General features: G+C 45.2%; 14 protein-coding genes. 5 read left to right on the top strand and 9 right to left on the bottom strand.

The genetic code is table 11. From position 1 onward, the window contains the following. Nucleotides 1-9: 9 nt before the first annotated feature. From yfaE to nrdA, 3 genes are read right to left on the bottom strand one after another with little or no spacing between them, the layout of a single operon-like run. Entirely contained in the window at nucleotides 10-261 is a 252-nt protein-coding gene (yfaE, locus tag ABXT59_RS03800) for a class I ribonucleotide reductase maintenance protein YfaE (protein WP_443637811.1), read from the bottom strand. A 35-nt stretch (nucleotides 262-296) separates the two neighbouring features. Further along, nucleotides 297-1,427, bottom strand: a complete 1,131-nt coding sequence (nrdB, locus tag ABXT59_RS03795) for a class Ia ribonucleoside-diphosphate reductase subunit beta (RefSeq protein WP_443637810.1) — start codon at nucleotides 1,425-1,427, stop codon at nucleotides 297-299. Nucleotides 1,428-1,480: 53 nt separating this feature from the next. After that, a complete protein-coding gene (nrdA, locus tag ABXT59_RS03790) occupies nucleotides 1,481-3,739 on the bottom strand; it encodes a class 1a ribonucleoside-diphosphate reductase subunit alpha (RefSeq protein ID WP_443637809.1) in 2,259 nt (752 codons plus the stop codon). Between the two features lie 373 nt (nucleotides 3,740-4,112). On the opposite strand from nrdA, the gene kdsA reads away from it, so the two are divergent. After that, complete coding sequence (gene kdsA, locus ABXT59_RS03785; protein WP_411745841.1) at nucleotides 4,113-4,961, top strand: 3-deoxy-8-phosphooctulonate synthase; 849 nt, start codon at nucleotides 4,113-4,115, stop codon at nucleotides 4,959-4,961. 10 nt (nucleotides 4,962-4,971) lie between these two features. Here the strand turns inward: kdsA and ABXT59_RS03780 are convergent, their stop codons facing one another. After that, on the bottom strand, nucleotides 4,972-5,562 hold the full coding sequence (locus tag ABXT59_RS03780) for a uridine kinase family protein (RefSeq protein ID WP_443637808.1): 591 nt from the start codon (nucleotides 5,560-5,562) through the stop codon (nucleotides 4,972-4,974). A gap of 218 nt (nucleotides 5,563-5,780) precedes the next feature. On the opposite strand from ABXT59_RS03780, the gene yaaA reads away from it, so the two are divergent. Next, nucleotides 5,781-6,554 carry a peroxide stress protein YaaA gene (gene yaaA, locus ABXT59_RS03775; RefSeq protein ID WP_443637806.1) on the top strand — a complete coding sequence of 258 codons (774 nt, stop codon included), beginning with the start codon at nucleotides 5,781-5,783 and terminating at the stop codon, nucleotides 6,552-6,554. A gap of 60 nt (nucleotides 6,555-6,614) precedes the next feature. Here the strand turns inward: yaaA and ABXT59_RS03770 are convergent, their stop codons facing one another. The 4 genes from ABXT59_RS03770 to ABXT59_RS03755 all read right to left on the bottom strand — a co-directional run bounded on the left by ABXT59_RS03770 (nucleotide 6,615) and on the right by ABXT59_RS03755 (nucleotide 10,481). Next, on the bottom strand, nucleotides 6,615-7,133 hold the full coding sequence (locus tag ABXT59_RS03770) for a YqaA family protein (RefSeq protein ID WP_411745844.1): 519 nt from the start codon (nucleotides 7,131-7,133) through the stop codon (nucleotides 6,615-6,617). Nucleotides 7,134-7,137: 4 nt separating this feature from the next. Then, on the bottom strand, nucleotides 7,138-8,592 hold the full coding sequence (sbcB, locus tag ABXT59_RS03765; RefSeq protein WP_443637804.1) for an exodeoxyribonuclease I: 1,455 nt from the start codon (nucleotides 8,590-8,592) through the stop codon (nucleotides 7,138-7,140). 30 nt (nucleotides 8,593-8,622) lie between these two features. Beyond that, nucleotides 8,623-9,744, bottom strand: coding sequence for a glycine cleavage system aminomethyltransferase GcvT (gene gcvT, locus ABXT59_RS03760; RefSeq protein WP_443637802.1), 1,122 nt, complete (start codon nucleotides 9,742-9,744; stop codon nucleotides 8,623-8,625). A gap of 113 nt (nucleotides 9,745-9,857) precedes the next feature. Beyond that, nucleotides 9,858-10,481 carry a helix-turn-helix domain-containing protein gene (locus tag ABXT59_RS03755; RefSeq protein WP_443637801.1) on the bottom strand — a complete coding sequence of 208 codons (624 nt, stop codon included), beginning with the start codon at nucleotides 10,479-10,481 and terminating at the stop codon, nucleotides 9,858-9,860. Between the two features lie 230 nt (nucleotides 10,482-10,711). Between ABXT59_RS03755 and gcvH the strand changes: the two genes are divergently transcribed. From gcvH to ABXT59_RS03740, 3 genes are all read left to right on the top strand, one after another. Further along, nucleotides 10,712-11,104 carry a glycine cleavage system protein GcvH gene (gene gcvH / locus ABXT59_RS03750; protein WP_443637800.1) on the top strand — a complete coding sequence of 131 codons (393 nt, stop codon included), beginning with the start codon at nucleotides 10,712-10,714 and terminating at the stop codon, nucleotides 11,102-11,104. A gap of 76 nt (nucleotides 11,105-11,180) precedes the next feature. Next, nucleotides 11,181-14,084: an aminomethyl-transferring glycine dehydrogenase gene (gene gcvP, locus ABXT59_RS03745; RefSeq protein WP_443637799.1), complete on the top strand. Its 2,904-nt coding sequence runs from the start codon at nucleotides 11,181-11,183 to the stop codon at nucleotides 14,082-14,084. A 378-nt stretch (nucleotides 14,085-14,462) separates the two neighbouring features. After that, a complete protein-coding gene (locus ABXT59_RS03740; protein ID WP_443637798.1) occupies nucleotides 14,463-16,580 on the top strand; it encodes an MFS transporter in 2,118 nt (705 codons plus the stop codon). 13 nt (nucleotides 16,581-16,593) lie between these two features. Here ABXT59_RS03740 and mutT read toward each other — a convergent pair whose 3' ends face one another. Continuing rightward, complete coding sequence (gene mutT, locus ABXT59_RS03735; protein WP_443637796.1) at nucleotides 16,594-17,007, bottom strand: 8-oxo-dGTP diphosphatase MutT; 414 nt, start codon at nucleotides 17,005-17,007, stop codon at nucleotides 16,594-16,596. Nucleotide 17,008 lies beyond the last annotated feature (1 nt).

Below are 17,008 nucleotides of genomic sequence, written 5' to 3'. Positions count from 1 at the left end.
CTCTTGCTGCTAGATGGCCAACTTAATTGAGCCATCTGGCACACAGCAACAAACTAAAATTTCATCATCTTCCAAAGGCACTAGGCTGTCTTGCACCCATTTTACCTTACCAGCAGTGAGTTTAACTTTACAACTGCCACAATAACCCCCACGACAGCTATAGTTAACTCGGATTTGGTGCTCTTCCATACTATCCAAAAGGGAGAACTCTTCACCATAGGTAAAGGTCTGTACTTCGTTAACGGTGACTGTTCCACTCATTGATTAGGGCCCCAGCACTTAGAGGATCTCGACCATCATAGGTCGAAATCATCAAAGTCTGAGTCTTCCATATTGCTGTCAATAGCACCGACAAGGTATGAGCTAATTTCAGCTTCTTGAGGCGCCACCTGAACATTATCACTCACTAACCATGCATTCATCCATGGCAAGGGATTACTGCGCACTTCAAATATTTCATCAAACCCCAAACCACGGAGGCGGATATTGGTGATGTAATCTACATAATTGCTCAGTATTTCAGCGTTCAAGCCAATCATTGAACCGTCTTTAAACAAGTACTTAGCCCAGTCACGTTCCTGCTCTGCCGCTTCGCGGAAGATCTCTATCACTTCATCTTTACACGATGCTGCAATGGCCACCATTTCTGGGTCATCTTGGCCATTAGCCATTAAATTAAGCATGTGTTGAGTGCCTGCCAGATGCAAAGCTTCATCCCGAGCGATCAGCTTAATCACCTTGGCGTTACCCTCCATGATGGCCCGTTCAGCAAAGGCAAAGCTGCAGGCAAAACTCACGTAGAAACGCACGGCTTCGAGCACGTTAACCGAAGCAACAGTCAGATAAAGCTGACGTTTTAGGGCACTTAAGCTCACCTCAATCTGTTTACCATTAATCTGGTGTGTGCCCACTCCCAACAAACTGTATTGACTACACATTTCAATGAATAAGTCGTAATAACGCGTCACTGTCTCAGCACGTTTTACAATTTCTGGATTATCGACAATATCATCAAAAATGATACTAGGGTCATCCACCACATTACGAATGATGTGGGTATAACTGCGGCTGTGGACTGTTTCGCTAAAGGACCATGTTTCAAGCCACGTCTCTAACTCAGGCAAGGACACAACGGGCAAAAATGCAATGTTAGGGGAACGACCCTGCACACTATCGAGTAAGGTTTGATACTTCAAATTACTTAAAAATATGTGCCGCTCATGCTCTGCCATGGCCATAAAATCTTTACGGTCAGTGGATAAGTCAACTTCTTCTGGACGCCAAAAGAAAGATAATTGTTTTTCGATTAGTTTTTCAAAAATAGCGTGACGTTGCTGGTCATAACGGGCAACGTTAACGTTTTGACCAAAGAACATCGGCTCTTTTAAAGGGTCATTTTTAACCTTATTAAAGGTGGAATAAGCCATGTATATCTCGTAGGTGTAAAATTATATCTATCATATTTTTGATGCTTTACTCACTAGAGCTTACAAGCACCGCTGTCGCAACCATCATCTTGCTCATCATTGGCACCGTCACGGGTGTTATGGTAATACAAAGTCTTAACCCCATACTTGTAGGCAGTAAGAAGGTCCTTTAATAGAATTTTCATAGGTACTTTTTCATTTTCAAAACGCACCGGATCGTAGTTGGTATTAGCAGAGATAGCCTGATCAACAAACTTTTGCATGATGCCTACCAACTGTAAATAACCTTCATTATTTGGAATGCTCCAAAGTAACTCATAAGCACTGCGCAGACGTTTAAATTCAGGCACCACTTGTTTAAGAATGCCATCTTTGCTGGCCTTAACACTCACATAACCTCGTGGAGGCTCAATACCATTGGTGCTGTTGGTGATTTGACTAGACGTCTCACAAGGCATCAGTGCTGTGAGGGTACTGTTACGTAGGCCATGATCTTTAATCTGCTGACGTAACGCATCCCAATCCAGCAACACCTCTTGGTCACAGAACTTATTGATGTCTTTTTTGTAACTATCAATGGGCATTACACCTTGGGAGTAAAAGGTATCACCATAGGCAGGGCAAGCCCCTTGTTCTTGTGCTAAACGACTAGAAGCTTGGAGTAAGTAGTACTGAACGGCTTCAAACGTGCGGTGCGTCAGCGCATTACCAGATCCATCAGAATACTTGGCCCCATTTTTAGCCAAGTAATAGGCAAAGTTGGTCACGCCCACACCCAGTGTGCGACGTTTCATACTCGCTTCATAAGCAGCTGGAACTGGGTATTCTTGATAATCAAGCAAACTATCTAAGGCCCGCACGATTAAGTCTGCTAGGTTTTCCAATTCATCTAGATCATCTAAAGCACCCAAATTAAAGGCCGATAGCGTACATAAAGCAATTTCACCACTCGCATCATCGATACTGTCCAATGGTGAGGTTGGCAAAGTGATCTCTAAACACAGATTGCTCTGACGTACCGGCGCTTTTTTCGGATCAAAAGCACTACGGGTATTACAATGGTCTACATTTTGTAGATAAATACGTCCCGTTTGAGCTCGCTCTTGCGCAAATTTACTAAATAGATCCACCGCCTTAACTGTGCGCTTGCGAATCGTTTCGTCAGCCTCGTAAATGGCGTAGAGCCTTTCAAATTCGTCCTGATCGGCAAAGAAGGCATCGTATAGCCCAGGCACATCTGACGGACTGAATAAGGTGATATTGCCACCCTTAATTAGGCGCGTATACATCAACCGATTGAACTGCACCCCGTAATCCATGTGCCTCGCCCGGTTTTCTTCTACACCACGGTTATTTTTCAAAACCAATAAAGACTCAACTTCTAAATGCCAAATGGGATAAAACAAAGTCGCAGCTCCCCCCCGCACCCCCCCTTGTGAACAGCTTTTGACCGCTGTTTGGAAGTGTTTGATGAAGGGAATCATGCCCGTGTGAAATGCCTCTCCACCACGAATAGGACTGCCCAGCGCCCGCAATCTACCAGCGTTAACACCGATACCTGCGCGCTGACTCACGTATTTAATAATGGCGGAGGACGTGGCATTGATTGAGTCTAAAGAGTCACCACATTCTATGAGTACGCAGGAACTAAATTGACGCGTTGGGGTGCGTACCCCTGACATTATAGGCGTCGGTAAAGAGATTTTAAATAGCGACACTGCATCGTAAAACCGCTGCACATAATCTAAACGAGTCGCCTTAGGGTAGTTAGAAAACAGGCAAGCACCAACCAACATATACAAAATTTGGGCACTTTCGTGAATCTGCCCTGTCACTCGATTTTGTACTAGGTACTTGCCTTCCATCTGTTTGACCGCTGCATAGCTGAAATTCATATCGCGGGAGTGGTCTAAACAACCATCAAGTTGGTCGAATTCAGCGGTAGTATAATCTTTTAACAGGTCACTATCGTAACGTTTGAGAGCCACCATTTCCTTCACGTGTGCGCCCAAATGAGGGGGCTCAAAACGGCCAAAGGCACGCTTTCGAAGATGGAAAATAGCCAAGCGGGCAGCCATATATTGGTAATCTGGCGTCTCTTCAGAAATTAGATCGGCTGCAGACTTAATAATAGTTTCATGGATATCCGAAGTGCGAATGCCATCGAAGAATTGAATGTGTGCCTTTAATTCAACTTGAGAAACCGAAACATCCTCTAGGCCTTCTGCAGCCCAGTCTATCACCCTGTGGATCTTGTCTAAGTCAATTTTTTCTTGTTGTCCATTGCGCTTTGTTACCATCAAACCTTGCATTGATCTGCCTATTTCTTGGTTGACATTTACTTTTTCCAGCTTTAAAAGCTGGAGGAATTTGGTATAATTGGAAGCTATGGCAATTAGTGATCAAAACACCCTAAATCACTATATATTGTGCCTCACAACAAGATACGACACCAAATATAGACATTTGATCAGATAAAATCAAGCTGTAAATCACTAAAAAACTAGCCAGTCAGTCTTGACACGGTGCGAGGCCAGACAACCCGTGAGTCTCCAACTAGAAACCTATTTGTTGTTTTTTTGTAATCAATAAATATACCCTTAATCGAGAAAATATGGGATTGCAAGGAAGCGCCTGATACAATGAAAACCAACGATTAATTGGCAGTCAAAGGATTTTTAACCCATGTCTCAAATAACTTTATCCGTTGGCGATCTGCCGGTCAGTAATACACGACCATTTACTCTTTTTGGCGGCATGAATGTGCTTGAGTCAAAAGATCTCGCTCTAGAAATTGCTGATCATTATGTCAACACGGCACACAAGCTGAACATACCCTATGTGTTTAAAGCGTCTTTCGATAAGGCTAACCGCTCATCAGTGAATTCTTTTCGCGGGCCAGGCTTGGATAAAGGACTAGAAATATTAGCCGCAGTAAAATCAACCTTTAACGTGCCAATCATCACTGATGTTCATGAGCCACATCAGGCCCAGGCGGCGGCAGAAGTGGCTGATGTTATCCAACTGCCAGCGTTTTTGTCCCGCCAGACTGACCTAGTCGTCGCTATGGCAAAAACTCAAGCCGTCATTAATATCAAAAAAGCCCAATTTTTAACGCCTCATGAAATGGCACATATTATTACCAAATTTAAAGAAGCAGGTAACGACCAATTAATGCTATGCGAAAGAGGCAGTAGTTTTGGCTACAATAACCTCGTGGTAGATATGTTAGGTTTTGGTATTATGAAGGAGTTTGGCCATCCACTGCTTTTCGACGTCACCCATGCCTTGCAGATCCCAGGCGGTCAAAAAGATGCTGCGGGTGGCAGACGCGCTCAAGTCACTCAACTGGCCCTCGCTGGCATGTCACAAGGCATTGCTGGTTTATTTCTTGAAGCTCACCCTAATCCAACCCAAGCTAAGTGTGATGGGCCATGTGCCCTGCCACTGTCGCAGTTAGAAGCTTTTTTAACTCAAGTTAAGGCCATCGATGATTTGGTAAAGTCATTACCTGTGCTCGATACTCAATGCTAAGCTGCGATTTCTAAGACCCCAGCAGCACAAAATCGGTAGCGCTCACGGTTTGTTGCTGCTGATGATGCCAAGATTCAGTCGTCTGCCAATGGTCTACCCAATCTGTATCTAGCTGCGGTCGCGCGAGCAGTCTTTGTTTACGCAACTGTTCAGGCGTATCGACAAATATAGATAGTTGTATCATGTCGCGTAGAGGTTCACTAAAGGCATAAACCCCATCAATTAACAACACCCCAAAGGGCAATAATTCAAGTGTTTGATTACTTTCCCCCCCTAACCAGTCATAAGGCTTGTAGCCAACCTTAACGCCATTAGTTAATGGATTGAGTATGTTTTTTTTGAATTCAGTGACGTTAAAATACCCTTCACAAGCTTGCCGTTGTTGCAGTTTTTTTCTTTGAGTTGGAGTTAACGGATGATAGAAATCATCTAACTTAAGCACCTGAGGATGGGCCCAAGACTCTATTTCTAGTGCCAGAGCTTGGCAAAAAGTTGTCTTTCCTGCACCACCACAGCCATCTATGGATATAATTAACAGTTGACCTGGCTGGTACCTAAGTCGAGCTAGTGTAGCAATGTGTTGAATTTTTTCTAACCACATTTTCCCTCCATAGAAAATATTTGACTAGGCATTATAAATAATGAGTCGACCCAACTGCACGTGAACGGCGCAAAGAATAGCATACCCGCTTATTATGTCTACTGCAGATTAAACTAACCCATTGTTAATGCTAACTTGAGTGTTAACACTTGCGCTATGTGCATTAGTTACCTAATATCTTTATCATTCAAGGTTATTAATTTTTTCCATCATCGCTTATGCTTTTAGTCATCTCACCTGCCAAAACTCTAGATTTTGAAACGCTTAGCCACTCGTCGCTGACTAGTCGCGCCGATTATTTGACCGAAGCTCAAGGATTAATTGACGTGCTGGCACCCATGCCGCCGCAAGATATTGCCCAACTTATGAAATTGAGTGATAAATTAGCTGCCCTCAATACGGCTCGCTATGGCAGTTGGCAAACACCTTTTACCCTTGATAATGCCAAACAAGCGATTTTAGCTTTTAAGGGCGATGTGTATACTGGCCTACAAGCTGAAACACTCACTGACGTACAACTCAACTTTAGCCAATCTCATTTGCGCATCCTATCTGGATTATATGGTTTGTTAAGACCATTGGATCTGATGCAGGCATATCGGCTGGAAATGGGCACTAAATTAGCCACCCAAAAAGGTAAAGATCTATACGCCTATTGGGGCAATACGATTACTGAGGGGCTCAATACGATGCTCATTCAACAAACCAATCCTGTGTTAGTGAATCTAGCGTCCAATGAGTACTTCAAATCAGTTGCTACCAAACAATTAGTTGGACGCCTTTTAACACCTGTATTTAAAGATCGTAAAAATGGTCAATACAAAATAATTAGTTTCTTTGCAAAAAGAGCGCGCGGTATGATGGCTCGGTACATCATCGAAAATGAACTGACAGAAGTAGAAGACATCAAAGCCTTCAACCAATCAGGCTATTATTATAGCGCAGAGCAAAGCACTGAAGACCAATGGGTATTCCTCCGAGAAGAAGCGTAACTTGGCTGATTGAGGTATAGGTTAACTCAATTTAAACCCGCTAAGGGCACGCTGAACGCGCTATACCAACCACAGCCACAACAGGCCATAACGGGCCGCTTTGCCTAAGGCAATCAGACTTAAACTCAGTTTCTTTGGCCAGCCTAAGTAACCAGCAGCCAAACAAAAACCATCGCCTACAAAGGGCACCCAACTTAGCAATAACAACCAAGCACCATGGCGATTCAGTTGATCGGTGCGCTTCGCTGATAAATTGAACTGATGCGTTAAACGATGTCTGATGTTTTGTAAAATTGTGCGTTGCGGTTCGTTTTTGCCCTGAAATTCGGACTGAGTTTGGGACTGGTTCTGGGAGTGGGACTGTCTAGCCAATGAGAGGGGCTTGAGTTTAAGCGCCAATAAAGTACCCATAAAAAAAGTAACACAAGCTCCTAAGGTATTACCTAACGTTGCCACAAGCCATAACCAAAATGCACTCTCTGGCTGCTCTATTAACATGCCAGCCAATAATATTTCCGAACCACCAGGAAGCAGCGTCGCAGCTAAAGCGCTATACCCAAATAAAGCTAACCAAGACACTCAGTTAACTCATTGGGTAAATGGATTCTGCGTACATATGCAGTTCCTCTAAAATCGCAATTTTAGCAGGGTCCTTAGTTTTTTCACCCAGCTCGTTGAGTTCTTTGGCAAAATGCTCATAAGTGCGGGCCCCAGAAGCGCTCGCATCGAGCAGACGTTCACTGCGAAAAGCTTCCCAAGCCTGCATTTCATCACCACTTAAAAGGTGTGGATAGTTGCGGGCTTTGAGGCGAAACAACATGGCATCTAGACGACTGTCAGAAAAAACAAATGCGCCTTCATTCCAGGTCGAGGGATCTTGCGCATGCACTTGCTGCATTTGCTTGCGATCCTTGTCACTGAAAAACCCGCCACCATATAAGTTAGCGTCTGGGTCTAGGGATGGGAAATCGGGTCGCTGCGCAAAGGCCTCGACAAGCGCCTTACACAAATCCTCATCTTGCCGTAAATACTGAAGGTGTTTTTGACATTGAGTTTTATCGATATAAAACTGATCAGCCTGTTCGTCAGATAAAGTTTGTAGCGGAGCCACTACAGGGCATTTATTGACATGAACTTCTTTCACTGCCGGCCGCACAGTGCCTTTGGGCAGATCGTCTTTTTGACTAAATAGAAGTGCTTGCAGTTGTGTCGAATTGTAGCCTTGCCAAACCCGAGGATCTTGGCGTAAATCAAACACCAGCGCCCCATTATTGTTGCTAGGGTGCTTTGCAAAGGCTCCTACTAAAGCCATATACCCATTATCACGCCCATACATAGACGACACGTGCAACACTGGCTTACGCATTTGAAGATCTAATTGCCCCCATACCTGGGCTTTATGCTTGAGCTGAAAAACATAATTATACAAGCGAGGTTGAGCTTGTTTGAGTCGCCGAGCTAATTCAATGGTGGCCCGCACATCAGCTAGGGCATCATGAGCGTCACTATGCTCAATGCCATTAGCAGGGGCCAATTGATCTAACTTCAGAACTAATTCACCAGCTTCATTGAGCGGCCAATTGATGCCTTCAGGACGAATGGATGAAGCAGTGCGCACTAGGTCGATTAAATCCCAGCGGCTGTTACCCCCTTGCCATTCGCGTGCGTAGGCATCAAAAAAGTTTCGATACAGGCCAAAGCGGGTGAACTCATCATCAAACCGCAAACTGTTGTAACCCAAACTGCAGGTTCCTGGCTGGCTCATTTGCTCATTGATGAGGGCCATGAATTCAAACTCAGGTAACCCTTCTTGCAGACATTTTTGGGGCGTGACACCTGTCACCAAACATGCACCAGCAGATGGCAAGTAATCATCTGCTGGCCGGCAATACCACATCATGGGTGCGCCAATCAGATTAAATTCTAAATCAGTGCGAATTGCAGCAAATTGTGAAGGTCGGTCCCAACGAGGGTCTAAACCAAAGGTTTCATAATCGTGCCACAACAATGTTTGAGTTTGGTCCGGTTGGTATGCCACGCAAAAGCTCCTTAGGTCTGCGCCAGTGAGTTACCGGCGATAGGTTTGTTCTACGAAAGGCATTTTACACACTCTACAAGGCAATTGCTTGCCACGCACTTGGGCAAACACTTGAGTGCCAATGCTACTAAAGGCGTTATCAAGGTAACCCATAGCAAGAGGAGCAGATAAGCTTGGTCCAAACCCACCTGATGTTACCACTCCAATCACGTGACCCTCTGCTGTCACTAACTCAGCACCCTCTCGCACAGGAGCTTTACCTTCAGGTAATAAGCCAACACGTCCTCGATTGGCTCCATTGGCCATTTCAGCAAGAATAACGTCTGCGCCAGGAAAGCCACCTTCACGCTCTCCCCCTGCCCGACGACTTTTTTGAATACCCCAGTTTAAATTGGCAGCCACAGGCGTCGTACCTGGGCTTAAGTCATGACCATACAAACATAAACCCGCCTCTAACCGCAGCGAATCACGCGCACCTAAACCAATCCACTCCACTTCGTCAAACGCCAACAAACGCGTTGCTAAATTTTCTGCGTTTTCATTAGCCACAGAAATTTCGAAGCCATCTTCTCCCGTATAACCTGCTCGGCCTATAAAACAATCGTAGCCTAAAATGGAGACCGCTTTGGCATCCATAAAGTGCATGGCTTCTGTGGCTGGCGCCAAACGCGCCATTGCTGCTCCAGCCATGGGGCCTTGCAGAGCTAATAGAGATCGTCCATCAAGTACTTCAAGGTCAATATTATGGCCTAAGTGAGCTCTCATATGAGCGATATCTTGGTCTTTGCAGCCTGCGTTAACCACGATAAAAAAATGATCACCTGCATTAGTCACCATTAAATCATCCATAATGCCACCCGCAGCATTAGTAAAAAACCCATACCGCTGACGCCCTTGCTCAAGATTGACGAAGTCTGCGGGAATCATACTTTCTAAAGCCAATGCCACAGACTTCATTGAGGCCCCAGAAAGGCGTATTTGCCCCATGTGTGAGACATCAAATAAACCGACTTTAGCACGGCAATGAAGGTGCTCTTGTTTGACCCCCAATGGGTATTGCACTGGCATATCATAACCAGCAAAAGCAACCATTTTAGCTCCAGCTGCAACGTGCATGTTATGCAAAGGGGTGGTTATTAAAGAATCAGACATGGGCTTCTCTCAGCTTTAGGGCAGTTGAATTATACTGAAAGTATAAGCAAGTTTCCTATAGGAAACAAATTTTGTTTGTATCAATATCGACATATCACCCGTTTAACATGAGTTTATCGAGCGGCAATCCATAACACGAGCGCATCTTTCTCACTTAAACTTACCAAGGCATGCCCCATATTTGCATCGTAGTACATACTGTCACCTACCGCCATCACAACGGGCTCATAAAACTCCGTGTAGAGGGCTAACTCTCCTTCCAACACCAGCAGAAACTCCTCACCTTCGTGACGCACCCAATCACCAAAGTCATTAAAACTACGAGCCCGAACCCGAGTTTTAAACGGCACCATCTTTTTGCGCGCAAGGTCTGTTGATAATAGCTCATGTTCATATGTACTGGTCGGGTGTGGTGTGCCTGCACCAGCCTTAGTAAGCACTCTTCGGCCAGAGGCCATAGTGCTGCGTGGCTTTGCAAAGAGTTGAGGGATGTCAATTTGTAACCCATTGGCTAACTTTTGGACCGCCGTGAAGGTGGGTGAGATTTGCTCATTTTCGATCTTAGAAAGGGTTGAGCGTGCTAACCCTGTTTTTTGGCTAGCCTCTTCTAGGGTTAAACTTAAACTCTGACGAATTTCCCGCAAGCGCTTGCCTAACTGCAACGGTTCGACACTTGTTTGCAGGCCAGAACCAGACTCAATTTTTAACTCAGGCATATCCGGTTGTTCTACTGACATGATATTGCTCATTGATTTAATAAGATAATAAACATGCTAACACGGCTTTTGTCTGTCGTCATGTCACAGAACTGAGAGGCCTTTGCCATTAAACAAAATAGGGAAAAGTTTCCTATAGGCTAATTTATTGATTGAAAGAAATCAAAATGCTATGCTTGCAAACAAATTCTTGGGTCTTTTATCGATAGACCCTTGAGACGTTTATCAACACTGACCAGGAGCTAAAAATCATGAGCAATATTCCTGCTGAATTGCTTTACACCAACACCCATGAGTGGATCTCTGACAATGGCGATGGGACTATTACTGTGGGCATTACCCATCACGCTCAAGAGTTATTAGGAGACATTGTATTTGTTGAAGCGGCAGATATCGGTCGTAGCCTTGATGCCGGTGAAGAGTACACGGTTATTGAATCTGTCAAAGCGGCATCAGACTCCTATGCACCTGTAGCTGGAGAAATCATCGCCGTTAACGAAGCATTAGAAGATGCCCCTGAAACAGTCAATGAAGATCCCTATAACGAAGGATGGATTATAAAGATCAAATTAGCTGATGATGCTGATCTGGGCTCTCTGCTGAGTGCCGAAGCCTATACTGATGTTGTGGCTAGCGAAGACTAAGCTACAAACCCCCACGTTTAATGCCTTGCTAGTCTTGGCTTTACACCTTGTTAATTGCACTATGTGAGGATGCCTTATGTCTGCACCTACTTTTACTAGAACACCCATTTCACAGCTACTACAAACCGATGCGTTTATTGAGCGCCACATTGGCCCCAATGCAGCCGACAATGAAGCCATGTTGAGCTTTCTTAATGTGGCCAGCATTGATGCATTACTGGATCAAACGGTACCTGACAGTATCCGTTTAAGTAAAGCTTTAGATCTACCCGCTTCCCGCTCCGAAGTAGATACACTAGCCCAACTTAGAACAATGGCTAATAAAAACATTGTCAATGTTTCTTGTATTGGTATGGGCTACAGCAACACCCTGGTGCCCAATGTTATTTTACGTAACGTGATGGAAAACCCTGCCTGGTATACAGCTTATACTCCCTACCAGCCAGAGATCGCTCAAGGGCGTTTAGAAGCATTACTTAATTATCAACAAATGGTTATGGATCTCACGGGGATGGAATTAGCCAACGCCTCGTTACTTGACGAAGCTACGGCAGCAGCAGAAGCCATGGCCCTTTGTAAACGTGCGAATAAAAAGAAGAGTGTCACTTTTTTTGTAGATGAGAACACTCATCCACAAAATCTTTCTGTGATCCGCACACGGGCAGAATACTTTGGCTTTGAGATTGTTACGGGCAACCCAACAACAGACTTAGCCCAACATGATGTGTTTGGTGTCATAGTGCAATACCCCGGCAGTGATGGCAGTATTAGTGACTTAAAAAGCATCATTGATGAGGCCCACGAGCAAAATGCTTTAGTGGCAGTGGGAGCTGATATCATGAGTTTGGTATTGCTTAAATCCCCAGGCCAGCTGGGTGCTGACGTGGTGTTTGGCTCTAGCCAACGCTTTGGTGTGCCCTTAGGCTTTGGTGGCCCTCATGCTGCATTCTTCGCCAGTAAAGATAAATATAAACGATCGATTCCAGGTCGTATTATTGGTGTCTCTGTTGACACTAAGGGTAAGCCTGCACTGCGTATGGCAATGCAAACCCGAGAGCAACATATCCGCCGAGAAAAGGCTAACTCTAATATTTGTACAGCCCAAGCTTTGTTAGCCAATATGTCATCTTTTTATGCGGTATACCATGGCCCAAGCGGTTTGCGAACCATTGCCAACCGCATTCAACGCTTAACTGCCATTTTATCAGCTCAGCTTGACACTCTAGGTTACCCCGCCAGTAATCAAAGCTTTTTTGACACCTTAACTGTCCCTGCCAAGGGCCAGCAAGAGGAAATTTATCAACGGGCCTTGGGTGATGGTTATAATTTACGTAAAGTGGGTACTGACAGCCTAGGTATTAGTCTGGACGAAACCACCCAAGTGAGCCACGTGCAAGCATTGTTAAATATTTTTGCAGGCACTCACGTAGATTTCGATTTAAGTGCTACTGATACCTTGTGTAGTAGCATTAATATGGGTATGGCACCTGAGTTAATGCGTGAAGATGCCATTCTTGAGCACCCTGTGTTTAACAGCCATCACAGTGAAACAGACATGGTGCGCTACTTGAAGAAGTTGGAGAATAAAGACTTCTCTCTAGTTCATGGCATGATTCCTTTAGGCTCCTGCACCATGAAGCTTAACGCAACTGCGCAAATGGCTGCCGTCACTTGGCCTGAATTTGCCAATATGCACCCCTTCGCACCAGCTGATCAAACTCAAGGCTATATGGAATTAATTCGAGCCTTGGAAGCCCAATTGATAGAAATTACAGGTTACGACAGTGTCTCTATGCAGCCCAATTCAGGGGCCCAAGGGGAATATACTGGCCTTGTTGCTATCCGTAAATACCAACATAGCATTGGTCAGGGTCACCGCAACATTTGTATCATTCCAAGCTCTTCTCATGGCACTAACCCTGCCAGTGCGTCTATGGTGGATATGAAAGTGGTGGTAGTGGGTTGTGATGAACTAGGTAACGTCGATGTTGCAGAACTCAAAGCCAAAGCTGAACAGTACGCCGAGCAACTTTCATGCTTGATGATTACCTACCCTTCTACCCATGGTGTATATGAAGAAAGCGTTGTAGAAATTTGCCAAATCATTCATGACAATGGGGGCCAAGTGTATATGGATGGGGCCAACATGAATGCTCAGGTTGGCGTAAGCAAGCCTGGTCTTATGGGCTCAGACGTGTCTCACCTTAACTTGCATAAAACCTTTGCCATACCCCACGGTGGTGGCGGTCCAGGGATGGGGCCTATTGGCGTAAAGTCTCACCTAGCACCCTTTTTACCTAACCACCCTGTAATCCCCGTGCACGGCAAGACTGACGCTAATGGGGCGGTTTCTGCAGCCCCCTATGGCAGCGGTTCAATCTTACCCATTTCTTGGGCCTACATTAACCTGTTAGGTTCAGAAGGCTTAACACAATCTACAGCACAAGCCATTTTAAGCGCCAACTATATGGCTGCGCGCTTAAGTGAACATTTCCCCATTTTGTATCAAGGCCGCAATGACAGAGTAGCCCACGAGTGCATTATTGACATTCGTCCTCTTAAGGAAACTACGGGCATCAGTGAGGAAGATATTGCCAAGCGCTTAATGGACTATGGCTTTCATGCCCCAACAATGTCCTTTCCAGTGGCAGGTACTTTGATGATTGAGCCAACTGAGTCTGAGCCTAAACGAGAAATTGATCGTTTTTGCGATGCCATGGCCAGTATTCGAGAAGAGATTGAAAAAATTGAAACGGGTGAATGGAGCCCGAAACATAACCCCCTCAAGATGGCTCCCCATACGCAATCTGACTTAGCCAGTCACGGATGGAACCGAGGTTACTCCCGCACTGTTGCGGCATTTCCAACTGCCGCCACGCTAGATGCTAAATTTTGGCCTACGGTTAACCGTATAGATAACGTATATGGTGACCGAAACTTGATTTGCTCTTGTCCGCCTATAAAGGCTTACGAAGTTTAGCTACCATCATCGCTTTCCGTCCTAGCAAGGTTCAACAATGCACTTTGCTAGGACGGGGTCCTCATGCCTTTTTTATTCAACTTAGTGATACCTTTAAACTCATAGTAGTGGCGCGTCTACATGCTTGTGCTAGGCTTAATTGTGGCATTAAAAAGTCACACATAAGCTAGCCAAACGTGCCATTCAGCCTTAATTGATAAATTGCAAACGCCACTTTGCTGAGCCTAAATTTATAGGCTTAGTGATAGTCTGCATCGCCTGTACAGGCAGGTTAGGTATTTAGTTAAATAAAGGTGATACTAAGCATTGACCCACGCCACAATTTGCTATACTTTGCGCCTAAATTTTTACTTAAGATAAATCATTGATAGGCAACCTGTGAGAGCATTGAATCAACTTTTACCCCTATACTTAAGCTGCACGCTTTTGCTTATGGGCAATGGTTTGCTATTTATTATTATACCAATGAGCATGCGCCTCGATGGTCAGGACACTGACGCCATCGGTTTGGTCATGTCACTTTATTTTGTTGGTATGTTGTTGGGTTCTTTGTATGGTCGACATTTGATAAGCCGAGTGGGCCATATCCGTATTTTTGCGGCTTGTGCTTCTGTGGCCACCATGTGTGCCTTGTTGCATAGCATTTGGTCTGTACCCCTAATATGGGGCCTATTACGGATATTAATTGGTTTTACCAACGCCACGTTTTTCATGACTATGGAAACTTGGCTCAGCGAGAGTTCAACCAGTGAAAACCGTGCTACAGTTTTTGGCAGTTATCAGTTTGTCACTTATTTCGGCTTAGCTTTAGGCCAACTGATGCTGAACTTTGCCGAACCACAAGATCCAATTCTCTATATCTACGTAGCGATGTTGTTTTGTTTATGCATGATTCCAGTGCTCATGAGTCGCTCAGGTGGCCCACGATTTATTGAGCCCGAGCCAATGCCCTTAAAAGTCCTCTACCGAACGTCTCCTTTGGGTGTGGTGGGCATCATGATTTCTGGTATTTGTTTAGGGGCTTTTTACAACATGAGTAGTGTCTATGGTGCCGACGTTGGCATGACTAAAAGTCAAATCGCCACCTTTATGAGTGCCACTATGGTGGGCGGCTTTTTGCTCCAATTTCCCATCGGCAAATTGGCTGACTCGTTTGACCGCCGCACCGTCTTAGTCATAACGCTGCTGCTTGCCTGTTTGGCCGCCATGGTGCTGCCTATTATGGCAGTGCGTGATGAAATGGCCATTACTATCGCTTGTGCAGTCATTTTAAGTGGCGCCTTAGCTTGTGTGTATCCAATCGCTTTAGCAGATGCTTTTGATCGACTCAAGCCCACAGAAATGGTGGCAGCTAGTGGTAAACTTATTTTAGCTTACGCCTTGGGAGGCGCCATAGGTCCTTATTCATCGTCGTTGGTGATGAAACATATGGGTCCAGATGCCCTATTTGGCTACTTAATTGTGGCTAGTTTAATATTAGTGGCCTTCGTTATGTACCGAATGAGCATACGCTCTGCGGTACCTGATGCATTGCAAGAATCATTTGTCGTTCAGGGCATGACCCCAATGGCCACAGAACTTGACCCTCGGACAGAATACAACAGTCTGGATGACACGGGCATCGCTGCTGAAACAGTGCTGCTATTGGCCGAAGAAAATCCTGATGATGTGGTTGAAATTGCAGTTAGTGTCGCCCTTAATCAACCAGAAGAGGCTGTCAATATTGCCCAAGCAACCGCCTATCAGTATCCAGAGCAAGCGATTGCTTTGGCCATTGCCTTGGCTGATGAACTGCCCCATTTGAAGCTTGACATTATTACCAATGTGGCAGGTTCTGCGCCTCAGTCGGGTGCAGACTTAGCACGTTACATGTGCGACTTAATTAAACAACAAAAACTGGAACCACACGCTAGTTTTAATGCTCTCAGCCGTCTTACTCTAAAACTATTGGATGAAGCACCTCAACAGGCCGCTGAGATTGCCGCTATTGTGAGCCACGAAATTGCTGATGATATGCCAGAGCTGGTGGCTAAGATTGCTGTGTTAGCAGCCCAAGCGGCACCAGATCAGCGAGTGGAAATAGCCACATCTGTGACCCAAGAAGTACCCAATGCCAGTGTAGAAATAGCCACCGGTGTGGCAGAAACTATCGCCGCAAGTCCAGACGAAGAATTACATACATTCTTGGCCTCAGAAGAAGATGAGAATTATGTTGGAGAAGGCGCAGAACTTGCTATTGCCCTGGGACAAGAAGCCCCAAGTCAGGCCTTCGACATCGCCACAGCAGTAGCAGAAGTATTACCTGAAGACGCTGCGCAAGTGGCTGAGTCCATTGCTCAAACTGATCCTGAACATGCGTCAGATTTAGTGGATAGTATTAGTGAAGTGGTGCCGGAAATGGCTGACGATGTCATGTATGCAGTGGCTAGCTCTTTGCCAGAACAGGCAGAGGAATTGTTGCAAGAGGTATTATCTGATGCCGAATCTAACCAATGATCTGATCAGTGATCTAATGAACTGGCCAAGCGGCAAGGAGTGCTTCTGCGATGGGCCTATTAGCTTCTGGAATAACCATTTCAGACAAAGTTTGGGCATCCACCCACTCTAACGGCTGGCCTTCTAAGCCTTTGGCGACGCCTGAAAATTGTTTCACTAAATAAAAATACAAAGACACGTGCTTATCACTGTAGTCATGGTGTACCGCCTGAAACAGTTCACACGCTTGGGTATCAATGCATAGATCAACCTCTTCTTGTAACTCACGAGCTAACGCTTGAAGGTGAGTTTCATGGGCTTCTGTTTTACCGCCAGGAAACTCCCATTTACCGCCTTGGTGTTGCCAATCAGCTCGCTGGGCCATGAGGATCCTCTGTTCAGAATCGACCACGATTGCCGCCACAACCTCTACCCGTTGGTTAGTCATG

The organism is Candidatus Njordibacter sp. Uisw_058 (assembly GCF_047730065.1).
In the GTDB taxonomy this organism is placed as follows: domain Bacteria; phylum Pseudomonadota; class Gammaproteobacteria; order Pseudomonadales; family Balneatricaceae; genus Njordibacter.
This window is presented reverse-complemented; position numbering and strand designations above follow the sequence as displayed.